This window comes from Paenibacillus favisporus, assembly GCF_040545415.1.
GTDB classification, from domain to species: Bacteria; Bacillota; Bacilli; order Paenibacillales; family Paenibacillaceae; genus Paenibacillus_AQ; species Paenibacillus_AQ favisporus.
This window is the reverse complement of sequence record NZ_JBEPLV010000001.1, coordinates 469,240-491,531: the sequence shown is the minus strand read 5'-3', so window position 1 is coordinate 491,531 and position 22,292 is coordinate 469,240. Positions and strand designations below refer to the sequence as shown.

22 protein-coding genes are annotated in these 22,292 nt (G+C 55.2%); 8 read left to right on the top strand and 14 right to left on the bottom strand.

Annotation, left to right across the window (positions count from 1 at the left end):
- Positions 1-45: 45 nt before the first annotated feature.
- Genes ABID47_RS02300 through ABID47_RS02290 form a run of 3 tightly spaced genes read right to left on the bottom strand, consistent with a single transcriptional unit; the run spans position 46 to position 2,999 of the window.
- Positions 46-1,140, bottom strand: a complete 1,095-nt coding sequence (locus ABID47_RS02300) for a Gfo/Idh/MocA family protein (protein WP_076169974.1) — start codon at positions 1,138-1,140, stop codon at positions 46-48.
- Positions 1,133-1,900: a sugar phosphate isomerase/epimerase family protein gene (locus ABID47_RS02295; protein ID WP_145023761.1), complete on the bottom strand. Its 768-nt coding sequence runs from the start codon at positions 1,898-1,900 to the stop codon at positions 1,133-1,135. Before ABID47_RS02295 ends, ABID47_RS02300 begins: the two co-directional genes overlap by 8 nt.
- A 49-nt stretch (positions 1,901-1,949) precedes the next feature.
- The gene (locus ABID47_RS02290; RefSeq protein ID WP_354495685.1) at positions 1,950-2,999 is read right to left on the bottom strand and encodes a Gfo/Idh/MocA family protein; all 1,050 of its coding nucleotides are present in this window, start codon (positions 2,997-2,999) and stop codon (positions 1,950-1,952) included.
- Between the two features lie 155 nt (positions 3,000-3,154).
- Between ABID47_RS02290 and ABID47_RS02285 the strand changes: the two genes are divergently transcribed.
- The 3 genes from ABID47_RS02285 to ABID47_RS02275 all read left to right on the top strand — a co-directional run bounded on the left by ABID47_RS02285 (position 3,155) and on the right by ABID47_RS02275 (position 6,507).
- On the top strand, positions 3,155-4,003 hold the full coding sequence (locus tag ABID47_RS02285) for an AraC family transcriptional regulator (RefSeq protein WP_116229617.1): 849 nt from the start codon (positions 3,155-3,157) through the stop codon (positions 4,001-4,003).
- A 179-nt stretch (positions 4,004-4,182) separates the two neighbouring features.
- A complete protein-coding gene (locus tag ABID47_RS02280; protein ID WP_354494786.1) occupies positions 4,183-5,358 on the top strand; it encodes a glycosyltransferase family protein in 1,176 nt (391 codons plus the stop codon).
- A gap of 75 nt (positions 5,359-5,433) precedes the next feature.
- Positions 5,434-6,507: a glycosyltransferase WbsX family protein gene (locus ABID47_RS02275; protein ID WP_354494785.1), complete on the top strand. Its 1,074-nt coding sequence runs from the start codon at positions 5,434-5,436 to the stop codon at positions 6,505-6,507.
- Between the two features lie 100 nt (positions 6,508-6,607).
- Here the strand turns inward: ABID47_RS02275 and ABID47_RS02270 are convergent, their stop codons facing one another.
- The 3 genes from ABID47_RS02270 to ABID47_RS02260 all read right to left on the bottom strand — a co-directional run bounded on the left by ABID47_RS02270 (position 6,608) and on the right by ABID47_RS02260 (position 8,653).
- Entirely contained in the window at positions 6,608-6,916 is a 309-nt protein-coding gene (locus ABID47_RS02270) for a hypothetical protein (protein WP_076169969.1), read from the bottom strand.
- On the bottom strand, positions 6,909-7,874 hold the full coding sequence (locus ABID47_RS02265; protein ID WP_354494783.1) for a Gfo/Idh/MocA family protein: 966 nt from the start codon (positions 7,872-7,874) through the stop codon (positions 6,909-6,911). The genes ABID47_RS02270 and ABID47_RS02265 overlap by 8 nt, the downstream gene beginning before the upstream one ends.
- A gap of 92 nt (positions 7,875-7,966) precedes the next feature.
- A complete protein-coding gene (locus tag ABID47_RS02260; RefSeq protein ID WP_076169968.1) occupies positions 7,967-8,653 on the bottom strand; it encodes a TerC family protein in 687 nt (228 codons plus the stop codon).
- A gap of 397 nt (positions 8,654-9,050) precedes the next feature.
- On the opposite strand from ABID47_RS02260, the gene ABID47_RS02255 reads away from it, so the two are divergent.
- Positions 9,051-9,665, top strand: a complete 615-nt coding sequence (locus tag ABID47_RS02255) for a TVP38/TMEM64 family protein (RefSeq protein WP_354494781.1) — start codon at positions 9,051-9,053, stop codon at positions 9,663-9,665.
- Between the two features lie 84 nt (positions 9,666-9,749).
- A complete protein-coding gene (gene msrA, locus ABID47_RS02250) occupies positions 9,750-10,715 on the top strand; it encodes a peptide-methionine (S)-S-oxide reductase MsrA (RefSeq protein ID WP_212984398.1) in 966 nt (321 codons plus the stop codon).
- Between the two features lie 130 nt (positions 10,716-10,845).
- Here msrA and ABID47_RS02245 read toward each other — a convergent pair whose 3' ends face one another.
- The gene (locus tag ABID47_RS02245; protein ID WP_354495683.1) at positions 10,846-11,634 is read right to left on the bottom strand and encodes a lipid II flippase Amj family protein; all 789 of its coding nucleotides are present in this window, start codon (positions 11,632-11,634) and stop codon (positions 10,846-10,848) included.
- 131 nt (positions 11,635-11,765) lie between these two features.
- Between ABID47_RS02245 and ABID47_RS02240 the strand changes: the two genes are divergently transcribed.
- Positions 11,766-12,230: a DUF2188 domain-containing protein gene (locus tag ABID47_RS02240; RefSeq protein WP_354494778.1), complete on the top strand. Its 465-nt coding sequence runs from the start codon at positions 11,766-11,768 to the stop codon at positions 12,228-12,230.
- A 141-nt stretch (positions 12,231-12,371) separates the two neighbouring features.
- Here the strand turns inward: ABID47_RS02240 and ABID47_RS02235 are convergent, their stop codons facing one another.
- Positions 12,372-13,076, bottom strand: a complete 705-nt coding sequence (locus tag ABID47_RS02235; RefSeq protein WP_116229609.1) for a YitT family protein — start codon at positions 13,074-13,076, stop codon at positions 12,372-12,374.
- A gap of 653 nt (positions 13,077-13,729) precedes the next feature.
- Here ABID47_RS02235 and hmpA point away from each other — a divergent pair.
- Positions 13,730-14,932 carry an NO-inducible flavohemoprotein gene (gene hmpA, locus ABID47_RS02230; RefSeq protein WP_354494775.1) on the top strand — a complete coding sequence of 401 codons (1,203 nt, stop codon included), beginning with the start codon at positions 13,730-13,732 and terminating at the stop codon, positions 14,930-14,932.
- A 287-nt stretch (positions 14,933-15,219) separates the two neighbouring features.
- On the opposite strand, the gene ABID47_RS02225 is transcribed toward hmpA, so the two are convergent.
- The gene (locus ABID47_RS02225; protein WP_105444605.1) at positions 15,220-15,717 is read right to left on the bottom strand and encodes a Crp/Fnr family transcriptional regulator; all 498 of its coding nucleotides are present in this window, start codon (positions 15,715-15,717) and stop codon (positions 15,220-15,222) included.
- Positions 15,718-15,922: 205 nt separating this feature from the next.
- Here ABID47_RS02225 and ABID47_RS02220 point away from each other — a divergent pair, with 205 nt between their 5' ends.
- On the top strand, positions 15,923-16,306 hold the full coding sequence (locus ABID47_RS02220; RefSeq protein ID WP_105444604.1) for a hypothetical protein: 384 nt from the start codon (positions 15,923-15,925) through the stop codon (positions 16,304-16,306).
- A 134-nt stretch (positions 16,307-16,440) separates the two neighbouring features.
- On the opposite strand, the gene ABID47_RS02215 is transcribed toward ABID47_RS02220, so the two are convergent.
- The 5 genes from ABID47_RS02215 to ABID47_RS02195 form a co-directional block, all read right to left on the bottom strand.
- Entirely contained in the window at positions 16,441-17,355 is a 915-nt protein-coding gene (locus tag ABID47_RS02215) for a hypothetical protein (protein ID WP_251677122.1), read from the bottom strand.
- Between the two features lie 16 nt (positions 17,356-17,371).
- Complete coding sequence (locus ABID47_RS02210; protein WP_354494772.1) at positions 17,372-18,733, bottom strand: nucleotide sugar dehydrogenase; 1,362 nt, start codon at positions 18,731-18,733, stop codon at positions 17,372-17,374.
- Positions 18,734-18,802: 69 nt separating this feature from the next.
- Entirely contained in the window at positions 18,803-19,609 is an 807-nt protein-coding gene (locus ABID47_RS02205; RefSeq protein ID WP_116229606.1) for a response regulator, read from the bottom strand.
- A 49-nt stretch (positions 19,610-19,658) separates the two neighbouring features.
- The gene (locus tag ABID47_RS02200; protein WP_181909050.1) at positions 19,659-21,026 is read right to left on the bottom strand and encodes a glycosyltransferase family 2 protein; all 1,368 of its coding nucleotides are present in this window, start codon (positions 21,024-21,026) and stop codon (positions 19,659-19,661) included.
- Positions 21,027-21,069: 43 nt separating this feature from the next.
- Positions 21,070-22,263 (bottom strand): HEAT repeat domain-containing protein, encoded by a 1,194-nt coding sequence (locus ABID47_RS02195; RefSeq protein ID WP_105444596.1) that lies wholly within the window; start codon positions 22,261-22,263, stop codon positions 21,070-21,072.
- Positions 22,264-22,292 lie beyond the last annotated feature (29 nt).

The following is a 22,292-nucleotide window of genomic DNA, read 5'->3' as shown; positions in this document are numbered from 1 at the left end:
CTTGGTTATCGTAGCTATAAATAATTGCTTCTATGCAAAGGATGACTATTCCTCAAAATAAACGGCTTTGCCTGTTTTGGCAGACTCGTAAATGGCTTCCAGAATCTGCGTAACCACATAGGCCTGCTCCGGCTTGACCACCGGCTCTTTATCTTCCAGGATGGCTTCGAGCCACAGGCGCTGCTCCTTGTCGGCATCGGTCTCTGCAGACCCGGAGTAAAAGGCTACACCGCCGGCGTTCAGATCCACCGTAGTTTCATAGAGGCGGCTCATTTTCTCGCCGTTGATGCGCAGGCCGTCCTTCATGTCGGCCCCGCCTTCCGTGCCGGCAAGAACCGTCTTCGCTTCCCCGGTTTCCACGACGTTCAGCGCCCAGCTGGACTCCAGCACGATCGTTGCGCCGTTCTGCATCGTGATGAAACCGAAGGCGGAATCCTCTACCTTGAACTCTTCCGGGTTCCACGGGCCGAACGCGTTGGCCGCATTCTCTTTATGGCCCAGCTTGTGGAAGGTGCTCCCGAGCACGCTCTTCGGCTTATAGTTGTCCATCAGCCACAGCGTCAGGTCGAGCGCGTGGGTGCCGATATCGATCAGTGGTCCCCCGCCCTGCTTCTCTTCGTCAAGGAACACGCCCCAGGTCGGAACGGCACGGCGGCGGATGGCCAGCGCTTTACCGTAATAAATGTCGCCGAGCTCCCCGTTCTCGCACAGCTCCTTCAAGTATTGGCTGTCATTGCGGAAGCGGTTCTGGTAGCCGATCGTCAGCTTCTTGCCGGTGCGCTTGGCGGCTTCCACCATCGCTTTGGCCTCGGCGGCCGTCTTGGCCATCGGCTTCTCGCACATGACATGCTTGCCGGCTTCCAGCGCCGCCACCGAAATGACGGAGTGGGAATCGTTCGGCGTACATACATGAATGACGTCGATGCTTGCGTCCTTCAGCAGTTCGCGGAAATCTGTATACACTTTGGCGCCTTCTGCGCCGAATTCGGCAGCGGCCTTCTCGGCGCGCTCCTGCACGATATCGCAGAACGCGACCATTTCCGCCTGAGGCTGCTTCTTGAGACTCGGCATATGCTTGCCGTTGGCGATTCCTCCGCAGCCGATGATGCCGATTTTCAGGGTTTTGCTTGAGCTAGACATTTACGGGTCCTCCGTTTCTGGCATAAGATTTGATCCATTCCATGCTGGCTGCAATGCTTTCGAGCGGTGGTCTTTCACAGAAATCCTGCTCCACAACGATCCATTCCACGCCGGCTTGATCCGCTGCTTCGGCTACGGCTTCCAGGTTGACTTCGCCTGCGCCGAGCTCGACCGTCTGCGGCGTGCCGTCCTCTTTCCGCTTGACGTCCTTCCAGTGCACAATCGGAAGGCGTCCCGCATACTTCTCGATGTACTCCACCGGATCGTAGCCGGCAAAATATACCCAGCACGTATCCAGCTCCACCTTCAGCAGGTCGGCGGGCACTGCTTCGTACATCGCATCGAACACCGTTTCCTCGCCGCGTGTTTCCGTAAATTCAAAATCGTGGTTATGGTACAGCAGTGTGGCCCCCTGCGCGGCGCATTTCTCGCCGATACGCTTCAGGTTGTCAAACACCTCGTCCCACTTACGCTGCTCCTCGCCAAGGTACGGAACGATCAGGCTGCTGTTGCCGATCTCCTTGTTATAGGCGATTTCCTCGTCCAGTGCGTTTTGCATCCGGTCGTACGGCGTATGGGTCCCGATGGCGACCAGCCCGTTCTCGTCCAGCAGCTTCTTGACCTCGGCGCTGGAGCGTCCGAAGAAGGTGTGGAATTCCACGCCCTGATAACCCAGCTCTGCTACTTTCTTCAACGTACCCTCAAAATCCTTTTCCATTTCTTCACGAACCGTATATAACTGCAGGCCAAGCTTCAACATATTGGTTCACCCCTGTGTTCGCTTATAGGCCATCTTATTGGGATGACCGTTATTCATGGCTGCTCTCAAGTACGACATGGCTGCCGCTGATGGATGACTCTTCAAAAGCATACATGGCTTCCAGCACGTGGTAGGCCAGGTTGCCGTTGGCCCGGTGCTTGCGCCCCGAGCGGATCGCTTCGACCATGTCGTTTACGCCGCGGCCGCGTTCGTTCTGGGTGCTCTCAAAAACGGGCGTCAGCACTTCCCATTCGCTGGAACCGCTGGGACGAAGCTTGACGTCGCCGTTAAAGAAATTCGGATCCGGCAGGCTGAGCGTCCCTTCCGTACCGTAAATTTCAATCCACGGCAGATTGGCCCCGGCTTTAATATCAAAGCTGGTTATCATCGTGGCGATGGCACCTTGTTTAAAATCGATGGTGCCGGCCAGGTGGGTCGGTGTCTGCACCTGAATCTGCTGGCCGCTCTTCGGCCCCGAGCCGATGGTCCGCATCGGGATCTGAGCACCTACCGAGGCGCTGATCCGGCGGATCGAGCCCAGCAGCTCAACCAGCGCTGTCAGGTAATACGGACCCATATCCAGCATCGGACCGCCGCCCGGCGCGTAGAAAAATTCAGGGTCCGGATGCCACCCCTCGGGGCCGCCGCCCATCATAAATGCGGTTGCCGCCACCGGTATACCGATCTTCCCGGCTTCGATCGCCGCTTTGGCGGTCTGCACGCCTGATCCGAGGAACGTATCCGGCGCGCTTCCGGCGCGCAGGCCTTTCTGCTCGGCCAGTTCAACCACGCGCTTGCCGTCCTGCAGCGAGGTTGCCAGCGGCTTCTCTGCGTATACATGCTTGCCGGCTTCAAGCGCCGCCAAATCGATGGAGGCATGGCTGCCGGGAATCGTCAGGTTGATGACGAGCTCAATCTCTTTGTCACCAAGCAGCTCATCCACGGTGTATGCGTTTGCAATCCCAAACTCTTCAGCCCGCGCTTGGGCGCGTTCAGTCACCAGATCGGCAACCGCCACCACTTCAACAACCGGGCTTTTCTTCAAATTTTCCAGGTAAATGGCACTGATGTTGCCGCAGCCGATAATGCCGGCTTTCATTTTGTTCTCCACGAAAGTCACTCCTTACGATGCTGAATGCGTATTCAACAATCTAGTAACATGGTATTCCGAATTTATTTATATTAAAATGAATTATATGATCGAAACATGAACAATCTGGTCATTATTTTTTTGATTGCAAAGGGAGCCCTATCATGTCCACCCAAGATTCAGTGCACATTTATACAGCAGGATTTTCATTTCATCATAAACCGTTCTACATGAGCGAGATGGACGGCGTTAAAAATTACCTCATGCGTCTGCAGACCGACGGAAGATGCCGCGCACTGGTAGACGGTGAGCTTGTTCCCGTCGAATCGGGCGATCTGTTGATTTATTCCCCTGACGAGCCGTACGAGCTGTTGATCGGCGAGGAGCCGAACGCTCAGGGCGAGCTTGCCGTAGAAAGCGGCGACTATCATATTTTCTTCGGCGGGGAATGGATCGACCAGTGGTGGGCCAAGCAGAAACGGCCGACGCGCATCCGCGTCCCGCTTAACGAGAGCCTGCTCAGCCTGTTCCGCCAGATCGTGCTGGAGCAGCGTAGAATGTCCAACCCGTATCCCGAAATATCCGGATACTACATGAGGATTTTATGCCTCGAAACGGACCGCCTCCTAAGCGAGCATCCCTCCACGACCCCGAGAACGTACCTGGCTTACCGCATGAAGCATTTTATTGAAGAACACGCCTCGTTATCCTTCAAGCTGGAGGATGTCGCTTCACATGTCGGCATCAGCGTCTCGAGGGCGGTCCATCTGTTTAAAGAAGCCTTTGGGACGAGCATTATGCAATATACGCTGGACGTCCGGCTGGAAATGGCCCGCGAGCGGATCGTGTTTAGTCCGATGTCGCTCGAAGACATTGCGGAAACTTCGGGATTCGGCAGCTATACGTATTTCCACCGGGTATTCCGGTCCCGGTTCGGCAAGTCGCCCAAGGAATACCGCATGGAGAACAGGGAGCAGATCCAGACCGGGATCGGCGTCCGTTCGCCGAACTAGAACATCGGATAAGACAGGCTGTAGCCGGCGCGGATAAGCGCCGGTTTTTTTGTGCTGCCGGCTTCAGCATCCGCCCTTTTTTTCCTTTTCAGGTCAGTTGTCCGTGGGGCAGCTTTCACGATACAACCATACACTGGTATGACACTATGCTAAGGCGATGAGGAGGGAAATCAAACGCCATGAACAAAAAAAGGAGCCGCGTGCGATCCCGCCGCACCCAGATCCGTTTGCATCCCGTTACCGAGCAGCGCATCGCCAAAATGGTGGTCCGCGTGCTGAAGAAAAACGGCGGAGGAACACCGCAGGCACCAGCTCCCCTTCCCGGCGCGGTCCCAAGTCTGCCAGGCCCCCCCGTTGCTGCCGAAACGGAAACCGTCCCTTCCGAACAACCGGCAGCGGCGCCAACCGTTCTCGCTGAATTAGACGAAGCACGCAAACCCCCGGGCCCGGTGGATACCAAACAAATGAAAGTTCTTGTGCGGTCACTGCTCTCGGAAGATAGTCATTGGCATACCGAACAGTCCATTCTTGACGGGCTCAGGCTGGTCACACAGGCGGCCGCTCCCGTGAAGCACCTCTGTAGCCTGCCCACAGGGCTGACTGCCATTCCGTTCGATCTCCTGCTGGTGCTTGGCAATCCCGATCCGAACTTTTTTGACGAATTGCGGGATCCGGTCCTGTCCGGCTCCCCAGTAAAAGCGGTCTGGCTGGCGGATGCCGCTGCTCCTGCCGAACAGCTGCCTTCGATTGCGGATGCATTCGACCTCGTATTCACGCAAAATATCAATCACATTCCTCTATACCGCTATATGGGCTGCAGACAGATCGTATATTTGCCTTTTGCCGCGGATCCATCCGTGTATTTCCCCAAAACCGTAAACATCGCTTATCAATCCGACATTCTGTTCATCGGAAATGCGGATCCTCGTACCCGGGAGATGTTCGCAGGCATGAAGCCGCTGCTCGTGGACAAAAAAGTGTTTGCCATGGGCTTAGGATGGCAGCCCGAAGACGGCGTAACCTGCGTGCGGCCGCTGGCCGATATCCAGGAATATTATAATGGGGCCACCGTAATCATTTATGCGCAGCCGGAGCCCGGGCAGGTTTTGGCCATTGGCGCGTGCGGAGGCTTTCTGCTGGCGGAGAACGATCCCAATCTATACGAGTACATGCGGCCGGACGAAGATATCGTCATCTTCCGCTCCGCCGGCGACCTGCAGGAAAAACTCGGCTATTATTGGGACCGGCCCGAGCTCATGCGGTATGTGTCGACCAACGCTCTGTACGGCAGCAAGTACCGCAATTCGTGCCTGCAAATGGTGCTGAAGCTGCTCCATCTCGCCGCCCGGCGCTAAGACTGCATCCCATCCGGGCAGCCTGCAGGGATCAGAATTGAACCGCCGTCGAAGTTGTATGGGAGGTAAGTCAACTTGAAGCTTATCGCGTTTTTACTGCCGCAGTTTCACCCGATACCCGAAAACGATTTGTGGTGGGGGGAGGGTTTTACCGAGTGGACAAATACCCGAAAGGCCGTCCCCTTGTACCCGGGGCACAGGCAGCCCAATGAGCCCTTCGATCAGTATTACTACGATTTGACCGACCCTGCCGCGCGGATGTGGCAAGCGGACACCGCTCAGTCCTACGGGATTTACGGCTTTTGTTATTACCACTACTGGTTCAAAGGAAAGCGGCTGCTCGAAAAGCCTTTTAACGAAGTGCTGCGGCTGGGTGAGCCCCGGATCCCGTTCTGCCTGTCCTGGGCCAACGAGCCGTGGACCCGGAGATGGGACGGCGGTGATCATCACCTGCTGATGCCGCAGGATTACGGGGATGAACGTGACTGGGAAGAGCACTTTTATGCGCTGCTGGATGCCTTCCGGGATGAGAGATACATTCGTGTTCAAGAGAAACCGATGTTTATCATCTATCGGCCCGGGAACATCCCCCGCTGCGAGGAGATGATCCGGTTATGGAACGATTTGGCCCGGAGAAACGGGCTTGAAGGCATCTATTTTGTGCGCACGCTAGGGGGGTTCCCCCTTCCCAACCAAGCTGGCTTCGAAGCAAGCTTGGAGTTCGAACCGCACTATACGTTCGGTCACAGCCGTTCCCAGCAAATCTGGAGCTATGTCAATACGTACGGCGGCGACCCGCACATCGTTGTGGATTATGATCATGTCTGGGAAAACATATTGAACCGTTCGCCTCATCGTGCCGGGGAGACGATTTTCCCGGGCGCTTTCGTCAACTGGGACAACACGCCGCGGCTCGGCGCCAACGGGCAAAGCAGCATGGGCGCTTCCCCGCGCAAGTTCGGCTGGTATCTGGCGAGACAGATCGAAAGGGCAAGCCGGCTGTACCGCAGCGAGTTTCTGTTTATCAACGCCTGGAACGAATGGGCGGAGGGAGCTTACCTTGAACCGGACCGGCATCACGGCTATCAATATTTGAAGGCGGTGAAAAGTGCGCTGGAAGCATCCGCGAGTTATACCGGCCGCAAATAACGCTCTCCCGCCCTATGAGCAAAGAAGCCATGCCCCGTATCCGGGGCATGGCTTCTGGGCTGCTTTAACCATTCAATGCTGCAGCCAAAATTGCTGGTGCTTATTTTTTGGCTCTCGCCGCGATCGTTTCGGATACGACAAACGCCAAGTCTTCGTTGCCGAACAGCGACAACACGCCAAGCACAGTATCGTCCGGAATCGGCCCGGCCTCCTCTTTAGGTACGGTCAGGTCCAGCACCCGCTGCAGTCGCTCGTTGTCACCCTGCTGCGGGTACGCCTGCCGGTACAGCTCCAGGGGGTCCAATCCGTGATTGACGCACCACTGGGCAAAAACCAGGATCATCATATCCTCATCCTGCCGGTAGCTTTCCACGATACCTTCTTCCAGCGACTTCTGCCGTTCATCCATTGTCAGTTCCCCCCTTCTGCTGCTCCGCCAGTCTCGATGCCAGCTCATGGCTGCGCATGACCCGCTCGGCGCGAATAGTACAGTCTTCCGGAGAAGCAAGATGTTCCAGAAAATGATCTACGGCCCCACTGAAGCCGCGCCGATGCAGGATCGTATCCCAGCTTCCAAATTCGCGGGTCTCGGGCGGCCTTCCATGCTCATACAGAACCGCATGCTCCAGATTAACGATTTCCGCCGACCGGCCGCTTCCGTGCAGCTCGAGCTTCTCCATATCCGCTCCGGCCTGCCGGATCATACCGTACCTTCCTGTGACGTTCCGGCCGAGGCCCAGATCGCCGGAGGTGTGCAGCAGCCGGCCCTGTTCATCTTCGCTTAGATGGTGATGAAGCAGCTCGTAATCACCTCCGCCCAGCCAGAGCAGCAGGTCCAGCATATGGATCAGATCGTCGTAAATCGTGTCGCTGCTGCTCCCCTTCTGCAGGGTGGTCCGGTGCTTGGCTGCAGCGGCCTGAACAAATCCGCCGGTCTCCTCGACCCATGCCTTTGCCCGCACATATAATGGAGCAAACCGGCGGTTAAAGCCTACCGCGAGCAGCAGTCCTTTCTTTGAAGCCAGAGCGGCCAGTTCCCTGGACTTGGCGAGATCCGTCGTCAGCGGCTTATCGACATAGACGGATACCCCGCGTTCCAAACAGGCTTTGACCACGTCATAATGGGTTTCTGTCGGGCTGTGGACAAAAACGGCGTCCAGGTTCCATGACAGCAGTTCTTCCAGATCGGTCGTCCCCTGAGGAAACCGGTAAGTCTGCGTCACGCGCTGCACCGTAGCTTCGGAGCGGCTCATCACCCCGGCAACCTCCACCTTCTCGTGGTGGGCCAGCAGCGGAAGATATACCTTGTGGGCGATGTCCCCGAGCCCCGTCAGCGCAACCTTTCGCTTATGGTTTATTACATTCATGCCTATGGTCCACCTTTCTCCAATCCAACGAACCTTCCGGACATGCCGGACAGATACCCATTATACCGCTTTTGGCCGGCAAATTTAAGCCGTTACATCGACTCTGCCGCCCGGTTTTCCTTCTGCTTTTTCTTTTTGGTCATCAGTCCCAAAGCAACGACGGCGGCAATGACCACCACTTCAAACCCGTACTTCAGGATCGGGCTGGCAAACCAGTCGTGAATCAGCGGCTCTTCCACCAGCATTTTGGATGCCGTCCAGGCGAGCACCGCCGCACCGATCGTAATAATGACCGGGAAGCGTTCCGTCAGCTTCAGAATAATCGTGCTGCCCCATACCATAATCGGCACCGAAATCGCCAGTCCGATAATGACGAGCAGGAAGTCTCCATGGGCCGCTCCGGCTACCGCCAGCACGTTGTCGAGACCCATCATGGCATCGGCGATAATGATCGTGCGGATGGCCGCCCACATTTGGTTGCCTGCGGATATGTCGTGCTTTTTTTCGTCAATCAGCAGCTTATACGCGATCCATACAAGCGCGATTCCCCCGACAAGCCGCAGTCCCGGAATCAGCAGCAGCTGCACGACGAGCAGCGTAGCGATAACCCGGATGACGACGGCACCGACGGTCCCCCAAATAATGACTTTTTTCTGGTCTTCTTTTTTGACGTTCCGTGCGGCGAGCCCGATTACAATGGCGTTATCGCCGGCAAGAACCAGGTCAATGATGACGATGGACATGAGTGCTGCCCAAAATGCCATAGTAAACAATTCCATACGATTTCCACCTTTCTGTTGTTTGAGATAGAATGAACTAAAGTTTTACCTATAACCTTCATTTCTTTAGTTCATTCTATATAGATAGAATGATTAGTCGCCGCACTAAAAAAAGCGCCCCTTACCTTCATTAGGTAAAATGGCGCTTTTTGCCCACCAAAAAAGACCTTTACCTAATGAAAAATCAGGCAAAGGTCTCGCAAAACAACATAATCGTTGCCAATAAAGCCGGGGATACCGATCCCGTAATGACGACTTTATTGCATGAGCTACTCCCCTTTGGGAACTATTCACTTGTTGGAATCATTATAGCAAAACTCTAAGGCAATTACTATGATTTTTATTCATTAATTTTTGGTATGATGGAGATTATAGGCTAAGTGGAAAGGAAATCACGATGAAAAAATGGCTGCTGCCCCTCTTGTACATCCTTCTGCTCGTTTGGGCTTTCCTGTACCGGGACGCGATCATGGAGGCGCTGGGCGAAAGGCCGTCATTCCTTCTGCTGGTCGGAATAGCCGCCCTGGTCGCCCTGTTCCCTGTCGTTCCCTTTAAGCTGGTCATCGCGGCGCTCGGCTACGCTTACGGTACCCTGTGGGCGGCGGTCGTCTCCTGGATCGGAACGATGCTGGCGGCCACGATTCTGTACGGACTTGTCCGCTACCTGTTTCGGGACCGGGGCAGGAGGTATCTGGAACGGATCAAGCCGCTGCAGACTTTCACCGCATTCATTGAAACGCATCCGTTTGTCAGTATCGCCGCTGCGCGGGTTATTCCGATCGTTCCGCAGATGGCGGTCAATATATTCGCCGGGGCCGCGGCGCTTCCCTTCTGGAGCTACACCGCCGCTTCCGGGATCGGCAAAGTGCCGGGCATCCTGCTGTATGCCTACCTGGGCGGCAATCTGTCTGCGCACCCGTGGATCTCCGCCGCTGCGGCCTCCGCTTATGTCCTCTTGCTCGGACTGATCGCGGTAATGTACCGCCGCCTCTCCCGCACGAGACCGAAATAACCGGGCACCTTGGTTCCCTTGCGTGGATGGATTATAATGGAGTTGTACACCTTACTTACGATTTGAAAGAAACGGAGTGATATCATGAGCGACGTACAGCCAGTTGAACATAAAGCCACTTTTGCGGGTGGATGCTTTTGGTGCATGGTAACCCCGTTTGAGGAGCTGCCGGGCATCGTCAGCATCGTGTCCGGATATACCGGCGGCCATAAGCCAAACCCGACTTACGAGGAAGTATGCTCTGAAACGACAGGGCATGTGGAAGCGGTGCAGATTACGTTCAACCCGGACATTTTTCCTTATGAAAAGCTGCTCGAGCTGTTCTGGCAGCAGATCGATCCAACCGATGCGGGCGGGCAGTTCTACGATCGCGGCTCTTCCTACCAGACCGCTATTTTCTATCACAGCGAGGAGCAGCGCGAGAAAGCTGAAGCGTCCAAGCAGGCGCTCGAAAGAAGCGGCCGCTTTGACAAGCCGATCGTCACGCCGATTTTGCCTGCCGGCCCGTTCTATGAAGCGGAAGATTACCACCAGGATTACCACAAGAAAAACCCGGGACATTACAAACGGTACCGGAAAGGATCGGGCCGCGATGACTTCCTGGAGAAGCACTGGGCTCCCAAGATAAACAAGGAAGAGCTGAAACAGCGCCTGACGCCGCTTCAATACGAAGTCACCCAGAACAACGCCACGGAGCGCCCGTTCCAAAACGAGTTCTGGGATCATCACGGCGACGGCATTTACGTCGACATCGTATCCGGCGAGCCGCTGTTCAGCTCCACGGACAAATATGATTCCGGCTGCGGCTGGCCGAGCTTTACCCGGCCGATCCGCGATTACCACATTAAAGAGAAGCTGGACCTGAGCCATATGATGGTACGGACCGAAGTGCGCAGCAAAGGCTCGGATTCTCATCTGGGCCATGTATTTGACGATGGACCGGGGCCGAACGGCCTCCGCTACTGCATCAACTCCGCGGCGCTTCGCTTTATTCCGAAGGAAGACCTGGATAAGGAAGGATATTCCGAATATAAAGTGCTGTTTGAATAAACGGCACTGCCGTTCTATGCGAGACCAGCAAGCGATAGGCGCTGGGGTTCGTTCTTTATACGAAAAGAGGGTAAGGCTTGCAGCCTTACCCTCTTTTTCATGCGCGTTCCTTTTTTCCGGCTGCTTTAGGTCAGCCGGAGATAAGCCAGCCGATCCAGAACGCGCAGGGAACGAGCAGCAGCTGGGCCGCGATCGTCCCGGCGCAGCGGGATACGAGCATCAGGCCGAGCACCTGATTCATCCGCCCCAGACGCGACTCTCCCCGCAGCGTCCGGTCCGACATCAGGGCGATCCGCGGGTCGACGAGCAGCGTCAGCAGAATCGTCGCCACCCCGTTGATCAGACCGGAGGAGGTCGATGCCGCCAGCCGGGATTCCGGCCATAGATAGGCGGCATACAGCGCGGACAGCACGCCGACGGTATAAATGGCCGTGACGGCCATATTGATCGCCATCAGGCGTCTGGGCAGGCGGCCCCGAAACAGGCTGCGCAGCATCTGGAGATTCGGGAGCTTGACGTACGCCGCCCCGTTCTTCCATTTTCGCCCGGCAGTCAGCTGCTTTACCATTTGCGGGATGGAACCGGCGGCCTCCAAATGGACGACCAGCCGCGAGCAAATCCGCACCACGCTCGGAAACAGCAGCATGGCTGCGGCTGTACCGGCTGTAGCGGCGGCGATGATCCAATGCAGCCTCGACTCCAAATGAAAGGAGGCAGACGCCAGCGCCTTGTCCACCATGCTGCCGACCATCGGCCCCTGCGCCATGTTGGAAGTCCTCGACACGATCACAAGCAGCCCCGACAAGGACAGGGCCAGCGTAATCCGCCGGCTGCGCAGCCCGCCGAGCCGCAGAGCATAGGAAAGGCTGTCCACGGTATGGATGATCCCCGTCAAGAGCAGTACCAGCAGCATCTGCATGATCACGATTCCTCACTCCTTTATTCTCAATCTTTTCCATTATAATGCATATTGGGCGGATGAACATCGTTTGATTCGCGCGGCGCCGGGTAATATAGGGGTAAACGAGAACTGGTTTGGAGGGATTGACAATGCCTTGGAATAAGCATGATTACCCTGTATCCATGAAAAACTTGGAGCCCCGGGTGCGGAATAAGGCGGTCGAAATCGCCAATGCGCTGCTCGAGGAAGGCTACGAGGAAGGGCGCGCCATTGCCATCGGCACCGCTCAGGCGGAAAAGTGGAATGAGGACCACCCTGCCGGTGAGGAAGGGCAATCGAAGCATGCATCCGGCCGTTCGGATGACGAGCATGACGAGCACGCAGGCAAGACCTCCCGGTCCCGCAGCGGCCGGGGCGGCGATGCCGACGTCCATGTCGTCACCCATGAGGACGGATGGGCGCTCAAGGTGGAAGGCAAAGACAAGCCCTTGTCGACTTTTGGATCGAAGAAGGAAGCCATGGACGAAGCGGAAGACTACGCCTCGAAACACGATGTCCATGCCATCGTTCACGGCAAAGACGGCAAAATCGAGAGCAATCGAAGTTATTCGTGATGCTGTTCATGCCAGCGTTCACGCAAGACGGCAAAATCGAGCGATTTGTGGTATGTCTTCGCGGGAGACTCCTTACGGAGCCCCCCGCCCTGCCATAAACAGCAAACCGCCTGATTCCCTCAGGAACCAGGCGGTTATCTATCAGTGGACACTCCGAACTTTGTGAACGGGTTTGGCTGCAGGCTGTTTCTGCCCCGCGGTCATCTTAGGTGCGACATCTCCCGCTGCCGGCGAGGTACGATGCGCACGAAACGAGACTGTATACGTAATCATTTTCCCTGCAATGCTCACGGCCAAAATCGTAAACAACGTTTCCTGCAAAGGCAGGTAGAACAAGGATACGAGCAGGACGGCCGCATCGAGCAGAATAAATACGGTGCCGACTTTAAGGCCGGTGAGACGGCTTAGCAGCAGTGACACGATATCGTCGCCGCCTGTCGCTCCTCCGAACCGCAGCACCAGTCCGGTCGCAAAGCCGGACAAGACGCCTGACAGCAGCGCTGCCAGCAGCAGGTTGCCGTGAAGATTGATGTCAAGCACAGAGTAGCGTTCCATCAGATCGTAAAAAACGGAAAACGAAACGGTCGCCACAAGCGTGTTCACAATAAATTTGCGTCCATTCAGCAGCAGCGCAACCAGGATCACCGGAATATCCAGGATCAGCACGGTCACTGCCGGGTCAAAACCGAATGCGTACTTGCCGAGCAGCGACAGGCCAACGAAGCCGCCCTCGGACAGATGATTCTGAAAATTAATGTGATAATACGTAAAAGCCAGCAAAAAAGTACCTAACATCATAATAGCGATTGGTCGAAGCGTTGAAATTACATGGTCTTTCTTCCTCATACAGGTTACCCCTCATCGTAGTTAGTTCGTCAGGGACGCGACTAACTTCCGCGGGAAGAAACCTGTAGGACCGAGTCCTTCGCATCTTAAGCTTCCTTCTTTCGCGAGAAGTTTGTCACAACCCAATATCCGGGCGCTTGTTCTCTACGATGGAAGCTAAGTGTAAGAGAGATCATAACGTTTCCAAATCGTCCTTTGGGGAATGTTCCTTCGGGGACACATGGTATCCTGATCCTTTCTTTTGTTTGATAACTTCTATACTTATTATACCACAGTTGCACTGCCTGCTAAACAGCTTGCTGAGGAGAATGCGTTAGAAACGTCTTTCGTCGTGCATTCCAAGAAGCCGGACCGCTTTTATATGATAGTTTTGGTTGCGATATAAGGAAACCAGTCTCCGAAACTTATAACTTTCTTATACCTAAAAAAAGGGCTTCTATGCCGCAGGCGCTGTCATCCAGATTTCAGGAATGATACCGTGATACCGTGTCATATCCTATGCCCTATTCCGTCGGATCATGTCTTCAGAACGTAAATTCAAGTTCACACAATGTCAATTTTTTATGTGACTGAAATCACAATAAAGGGTTATCGGCTTTTCTATACTTAACTTATGAAATCGTTAAATATTACGTTGAAAGAAGGAACCCTTTATGCTGAGCCAACAAACCATTGATACGATCAAATCGACCGTTCCGGTACTGGAAGTACACGGACAGTCCATTACATCCGTCTTTTATAACAATCTCTTCAAGGATCATCCAGAGCTTCTGAACATATTCAACCATGCCAACCAGCGCCAAGGTCGGCAGTCGGCCGCCCTGGCGGGCGCCGTCTATGCTGCAGCCGCGCATATCGATCATCTGGAGGATATCATTCCAGCCGTCAAGCAGATCGGGCAGAAGCACCGGGCCCTGCAAATCAAGCCGGAGCATTACCCGATCGTCGGGCAGTATTTGCTTGGGGCCATCAAGGAAGTTCTTGGCGATGCGGCCACGCCGGAAATTCTCGAAGCCTGGAAAGAGGCTTATGGCGTCATTGCAGACGCATTTATCAGCGTGGAAGCGGAAATGTACCGGGAAGCTGAAGCCGCACCAGGAGGCTGGTCCGGTTTCCGCCCATTCGTCGTGGAACGGAGAGTGAAGGAGAGCGAAGTGATCACTTCCTTCTATTTAAAACCGCAAGACGGTGAACCAATCGCCTCTTATTTGCCGGGACAATACATCACGGTGCGCGTGCAGCCTGAAGGCCAGCCGTATACGCAGATCCGCCACTACAGCTTGTCCGCTGCGCCGGGCGGTTCTTCCTACCGGATTTCGGTGCGCCGCGAAGATGCCGCGCCAGGTAAACCCGCAGGCGTCGTCTCCAACTATCTGCACGAGCACGCCCAAGAAGGCACCGTCCTTGAAATCAGTGCACCGGCAGGCACGTTTACGCTGGATCAGACCCAAGACATTCCCGTCGTACTGATCAGCGGCGGGGTTGGCCTGACGCCAATGGTCAGCATGCTGGAGACGCTGCTGAAAGAACAGCCGGCCCGTAAAGTCACTTATGTTCACGCCGCGATTAACGGAAGCCATCATGCGATGAAGGAGCATATCGCCGACCTTGAAAGTGCGCATCCGCAAATGTCGTCCTACCTCTGCTATGAGACACCGCTTGAGGGCGACAGCTGCCATAAAACCGGATATATCGACGCTGCATGGCTGCAGCAAATCGTCGATCCAAGCGCTGATTTTTACTTCTGCGGCCCGGTTCCGTTCATGCGCACCGTCTACAGCGCCCTTAAGGAGCTGGGAATCCCCGCAGAGCGGATCCATTACGAATTTTTCGGCCCGGCAGGCCAGCTCGACTAACGTATCGGCGGCGGGCCACGCTCGGTCAGCTTATCAGCTGGCGGGATAACCCGCCTATCGGACTACGGTGTCATTTGAAGCCAATGCAACGCACGGATTGGTCAATGCAATGCTCTGAGTTAGCTAATGCGATGCGCTGATTTAGCCAATACGATTTCAAACCAGCCAATACGATTTACTAAAATGCACAAAGGGGCTGCCCCATTCAGGTTCTCTGAACCTGGGGGCAGCCCCTTTGTTTGTTTACCGGACCGTTCGCGTATGGCGGATGGCTGGATGGCGTTATGTTAATGCCCCCGGAGCAGCCGGTTGATCGTTTCCCTGCGTACACCGATCAGCTGGCCGATCTCCTCCTGGGTCAGCAGCTCGGTAAAGTGGATACCGTGGGCGTAGCTGTCCAGCCAATCGGTCAGCAGCGCCAGCCTCTCGGCCGGAGTCCCGACGGTTAGGTGGTCGATCCGCTGCTGCATAAAGCGCACCTTTTCCTGCAGCAAAAGGGCGATTTCAAGCGCCTTCTCCGGGTGCTCACGGAGCTCGCGGTACCACTCCTCTGCCGGAATTTTCTCGACTTCGCTGCGCATCAGGGCCGTTGCCGTACCGTGGATATCCTTCGGGGTGATCAACGAATGGTGAGGGACCGTTTCCCCTGGATAAAGCACGTTAAACAGAACGCTGTTCCCGTTTTTATGGAGCCGTGTTACCTTGAACAAACCGCTCTTGATATGGTATAAAAACTCCCCGCTGTCCCCCTGTCTGAATAATATTTCTCCTTTGTTCAAAAACATGATTCTTCCTCCAACCTAAAGTTCCGCGATTCCAAGTTTCTTTTGTTCAATGCCGCTTCTCTTTATTATACCAAATCCACCCGTCCGGACCGAAACGCTGCGCGCTTCCATAAATTCGTTATTGCCTTCCCGAATACTTTTGCCTTAACATGAGTATAATTAGAACGTATGTTCCTATACTGTTAGCAAGGAAGTGCCATGCCTCATGAAAGCATCCCTCTCCCCTCCAGCCCCCTCGGAAGAAGACGGCCGTCTGGTCAAAGCCTACCTGCTGCACGTGGTTTTGCTTGATGCGCTGGAGCAGGACGTTCGCCTGATCGGCACTGTCCCGCTGAAGATGGCACAGCTGTATATCCGCGCCCTGTCGTCCATCCAGGATCAGATTATGGCGAGCCTGACGTCCATCCGCCGCGAGATGAAGGCCCGAGGCATTCGGGTCTACGAGGAAACCCGGACCGCCAAGGGCATTGAGGCGTCGTACCTGTGCCGCGGATACCAGCGGCGGTTCGCCATGCTCTGGACGTACGTGCAGGCGGAATCGGGCCTCGTGCTCAGCCGTTATCTCGGCATCCGGCTGCCGGATGCCTGAAGCAAAGCCCCCGTCAAGCGGGGCCTTTTATATCGGTGTGCGATGTGCGTTCAACCTTGTGCGGTGCCGAGACTGCTCTTCATCCACGAAAAAAAGCGTGCGAATGGTTTCCCTCTTCGCACGCCTGATTCCATTTACTGATTGGACTTCTCGGGCTTCTCGTCCGAAGCCGCTGAAGCGATTTTGTCCTGCCAAATTTCATAATGGTGTACCGCCAGTCCGGCAAAGGAAGGATGGCTGTCGCCCAGACTGTTCACAGACTTCATCTCTTCCTCCATCACAGGCACGGCCTTGCCAAAAAACGTGATGTGCGAACCTTCTTCGGTGTCGCCCAGCTCCATGCCGATCCATACCGATTTACCGAGCTGGTCCGCTTCATCCAACTGCTCGCGGGCCACATCGTAAATCTTCCGTCCACTGTCCCGGTACGACATGACGGCGACGGCATCAAACTGGCTGATCATCCACCGGCTCAGGTTCCCGCTGCCGTTGGCATCCTTAACGTTGCCCAGCCAGAAGGGAACGGCCGCACTCATGTACAGGCCCTTCTCCTTGCCCTGGGCTACCCATTTCTCCACATTGCTGCTCCATTCGCGGACTACGCCGTCCTGATCCCTCTCCCAGCGTCTTAACTGATAGGGCTCCACATCCAGCTGGATGCCGGCAAACTTCTCGCTTGGGGCTGCTTTTGCATTATAATCAAACACCCACTGCAGAAATTGATCCGCCTCCCTGCGCTGGCGTTCATAGGCCCAATCGGGCTGCCCATCCAGCGCATGCACGGCAATGCCTTCCTCATAGGCTGCCGCAATAAAGCGGCGGTAGTCCTCATCGCTAACCTTTTTCTGAACCTGAAGGAAGATCGTGCCTACGTTCTGCTCCCTGCAGAATGCTATAATTTTGCCGGGATCCTTGATCAGCTCGGTATCCCACAGCCAGGTCGCTTTTTGATCTTCCATTGATGACGATTTTAACAGGAGAGGCAGGAGCAGCAAGCCGCAGATGACTAGGATCACCGGGATTTTCGCTTTTTTGAGCAGCTCTCCCAAACCATCCCCTCCTTTATTATACGATTAACGCCACATCCGGCTCTTCCACGTGCTGCACCGAATGTCCGATTTTGTAAATATGAGGCAGGGTGTAGTTTTTAAATGCATTGCGCGTATCGATGATCGGCACGCCCATCGCCGCGATTTCGCCGTAGTCGAGTCCGCTGTGATTGGTGATCAGCACCATGCAGTCGTATTTTTTAAACTGCGCCGGATCGTAGGCTACGCTGTGCACGGTCTCGCCGTGTTTGTCGCGGAAGCTGACAGCGTACGGATCGTAGTATTCCACGTTCGCGCCGTTCTCTTTGAACAGCTCGTAGACTTCAAGCCCCGGAGATTCGCGCAGGTCGCTGATGTCCGGCTTGTAAGCCATGCCGAGGATAAGGATCGACGATTTCTTGATGGATTTCGCGTATTCGTTCAGAATCGTCGACGTCTTGCCGATAACGTAATACGGCATGTTGTCGTTGGTCGACTGTGCCAGCTCGATAAACTTGCTGTAGAAGCGGAAGCCCTTCGCCTTCCACGACAGGTACATCGGATCGAGCGGAATGCAGTGTCCGCCGATGCCAGGACCCGGATAGAACGGCATAAAGCCGAACGGCTTGGTCGCTGCTGCGTCGATGACTTCCCAAATGTCGATGCCCATGCGGTCGCACATCATGGCCATTTCGTTGATGAAGGCAATGTTTACGCTGCGGAACGTGTTTTCCAGCAGCTTGGACATTTCGGCCACTTTCGGCGAAGTGACAGGCACCACCGTCTGTACATACTGGGAGTAGAGCGCCGTCCCCAGCTCCAGGCAGGCCTCGGTCGTACCGCCGATAACTTTTGGCGTATTGAAGGTGTTAAAGCGCACATTGGAAGGGTCCACCCGCTCCGGAGAGAAGCAGAGGAAGAAGTCTTCGCCCACCTGGTAGCCGAGCGCTTCGATTTCCGTCTGGATCAGCTCTTCGGTCGTACCCGGGTAAGTCGTGCTTTCCAGGGTAATCAGCATGCCTTTTTTCATGTGCAGCTTGATTTGATCCACGACGCTCGTAATGTAGGACGTATCCGGATCCTGGTTTTCGCTGAGCGGTGTCGGTACGCAAATGCTGAGCGCGTCGATGACGGCGATCATGCTGTAGTCCGTCGTCGGCTTGAAGCGTCCGCTAGCCACGACCGCGGCCAAGTCTTCGGAAGAGATGTCGGTGATATAGGATTCGCCCTGATAGATTTTATCGATTTTCGCAGGATCCACGTCAATACCGATTACGGTAAAGCCCTGCTTGACCATTTCCACGGCCAGCGGAAGTCCTACGTATCCCAGTCCTACTACGCCCAATACGGCCTTTTTGGTTTTAATTCCTTCCAACAACTGCTCATATTCGTGATTCACAAGCACTCAACCTCCATTAGATGTAAGTTTTGGTCTGCTACTAAGTAACGCTCAAGAAAAGCGGATGATTTAGTGAAAGCACCGGTGTATACGGGCATCCAGCTCTACCGGAGAGAAAGGCTTGGTCACATAGTCGTCTACTCCGTGTTTAAAGCACTGGCTGATGGTTTGCTCCACGCGCTGTTCGGTCAGCACGACGATTTTCGGCGTGTTGTCGACCGGCAGCTGCTGGATTTGGTGAATGAACGGCAGCCCGTCAATCCCGTAAAGGTTGAGCTCCGTCAGCACCAGATCCGGCTCCCATTTCTCGATCAGCTCCAGGGCGGACGTGCCGTCATGAGCGGCCAGCGTCTCGTAGCCCTGCATTTTCAGACGAATCTGGAGAAACTCGCGGACGGTGGCGTCATTGTCGACGATCAAAATTCTTCCAGCCTCTTCCGCGGCCTCCTCTTTCGTAAATATATGAATATCGGACGATGTGCTGAGCTTTGTGGACTCGGCCATCTGTTTGAGAACGCCAGGCGTAGGTTCGACCTGCCCAGGGAATACGGTCAGCGTAATCCGCGGATCGGCATCCTTCACCGTCTCCTGCAGCTGCTGCTTCAGAAGCAGCGCCTGGTAATGGGCCGCATCCAGCGTAAGTCCCGGCAGCAAAATCGCCAGCGTCCGGGTTTGCGCATCCTTCAACACCTCATAGTCGAGCCCGGAACCATGCTGCAAAATCTCCCGAACCCGCTCTTCCAGCTGCGGGGGGTTCGCACTGCTGTACAGAAACATGATTCCGCAAGTGTCCGGCGACGTTTCCTTCAAACGTTCTCCCAGATGGTGGTACACATCGGTCGTCTGTTCTCTCTGTAAAGTTACGGTTTGCGGCATAATCCACTCCCACCTCTCTCAAATGTATAAATCTTTGAATCGGGGCCCATCAGGCCGTTTTGCTTTCTTCGCTCCAGCTTTGCCGGGTCATCGTTCCCCAGGAATTGTTGTTCTGGAGATACTGGATATGTCCTTGGACGCGCCACAGCACGCCGAGCTGATGGTATCCGAAAAACTTCAGCGCGGAGAACAGCAGCATTTTCCACAGATCGGACAATTTCTTGTATCGCCGGAAGGCGATTTCCTCCAGGATGATGGCACCGACGCTGAGCAGATAGCCGCTCAGGAAGTTCAGAAGGAAGAAAGTCAATAGAATGCGCCAGTGAGTCATGTCCAGCAGCGTATATCCTACCAGAGCCAACAGGCCCGTGATTCTAAAATAAGGGTTTAACGTTTCAAACAGGACGTTGTAAGGCATCGTGATCATACCCATGACCTTGTACTTCGGATTAAACAGCATTCCGCGGTTCTCGATCATGTTCTTCAGATTTCCCCGCCCCCAGCGCTTGCGCTGGTTGGAGATAATCTTGTACGTATCCGGTGCCTGCGTCCAGCAGACCGCTTCAGGGCAAAAAGCTACCTTGTACGGGATTTTATGGCTGAGCATGTACCGGTGAAGCTTGATGATGATGTTCATGTCTTCTCCCGGATAACCGCCGCGGTACCCGCCAACAGCGATGACATAGTCCTTACGGAACAGGCCGAACGCGCCCGAGACAATGATCAGGCCGTTCATATGGCTCCAGCCGATCCGTCCGCCCAGGAAGGCTTTCATATACTCGATGGACTGGAACATCGGCCAGATCTTGCGCGGCAGCGACACTTTCTGCACCGCACCGTTCTCGATCAGACAGCCGTTGGCAATACGCACGTCGCCGCCGATCGCCACCATTTCCTCCGGATTCTCCATGTACATGCGGGCCATGCGGATCAGGGCGTCCTTCTCCAGCAGCGAGTCCGCGTCGATGGAAGAGATCAGCGGATAATGCGATAAGTTGATACCTGCATTCAGCGAGTCGGCCTTGCCGCCGTTTTCCTTATCTATTACAAACAGGGAGGGATAATCGGGATTATGATAAACGCCTCGAATCTCCTGCGTGTCGATCGTCCCCCGGAACTCCGGATTCGGCATTTTCTTCAGCCGGAACTCCTTGATGAGCACATCCACCGTATTGTCGCTGGACCCGTCGTTAATCACGATGACCTCGTAGGTCGGATAGTTGAGCGTCAGCAGGCAGTTGACGTTCTCGCTGATGGTCAGTTCCTCATTGAAGGCCGGCACCAGCAGCGATACCGGCGGCACCAGTTCGGAGCCGGACAGCGTATTGTAGTTGGAATATTTGGACCTCCGGTAGATGGTCCCGATGTTCCGGTACGATAAAGCCATAATGGTAAAATACAAAATGTTGACGATCATGACGTAATACACGGCGATCATGCCGTAATACATAAGTATGTCTCTAAGCAGAGTAATCCCCTCCTACAGCGGCTACCCCGCCAACCCGTTTGGCCGGCTGCTTCACGCCGAAATAACGGTCGTACAGAAGCCGTTTCTTGTTGTAAGCCACCATTTGTTCGATCGCGCTGTGCTCGCGCTCCTTTTCCATCACCAGCTCGATCCGGTGCAACGCAGCCTCGCGCTGGATGCCGGCGCCGGTCAGCGCGGCCTGGCACAGGGCCTCAAAGCCGGCTTCTCCCAGCTCCGCCAAGCTCTCGGCGCTGTTATAGCGCACCTTCCAGCTGGAATCGCGGAGCGCATCGGTCAGCAGCGGAATGCTGCCTGCGGCGTGCAGCTGGCCAAGTGCTCTGGCCGCCTCGGCCCGGACTTCCCAGCTTCGGTCGCTCATCAGCTGGGCGATCGTATCGTCCTTGAGCGCTGGATTTGTCGTGAGATACAGCTTGACCGCTTCGGCGCGAACGTCCTTCTCTTCCGCACCGACCAAACGTCCCAGAACCGGCATGACTTCCGGTACAGCCTGTCCCCACATGGCCACCAGTCCCACCTTGACCAGCGCGGAATCGGAGTCGTTCAGCAGCTTGAGCAAAATCGCACTTGAATCCAGCCCCGTCTCCAGCATAATATCCGCCGCCAGGTTATGGATCGGCTTGCCGTGAGACAAGAGGGCGCGCAGCATCTGGAGCAGATCCTCGCTGTTATCCGCCGCTTTCGCAATGGAGCGGGCCATAACGATCGACAGCGAGCTGTATTTGCGTTTTTGCAGGATGTTCTGCAGCAGCGGCACCGCCTCCGGCGCGCGCATGCCTCCCAAACGGTAGGCCGCCTCCAGCCTCCGGCCGTACCGGATGCTGCGGAGTGCTTTCAGGTCCTCCTCCACAAAGCCGGCCTCCCGGCACAGCTCGATCAGCTTGAGACGGTAATCGCCTTTAAACTGCTCGATCCACTCGATAAATTTATCCTGAATCACTCTCTTCTCAAGCTTCTTCAGCTTGCCGGGCGGAAGCCTCAATTCGACATTGTCCTGCAGATTGGCTTGAACGTACACAAAGTAGTCATGATGCTTCTTCGCATACGCTTCACGGTTCCGAAGTTCCCGGTTATGCGATATTTTCATCTGGAGCAACAGCAGAATCCCTAGGGCAATCAAGCCGAGGCACACATAGATGAAAATATAGGCAACGGTTAAATGAAACATGTTAGCAGGTTCCTCCTTTTTGGAAAGTC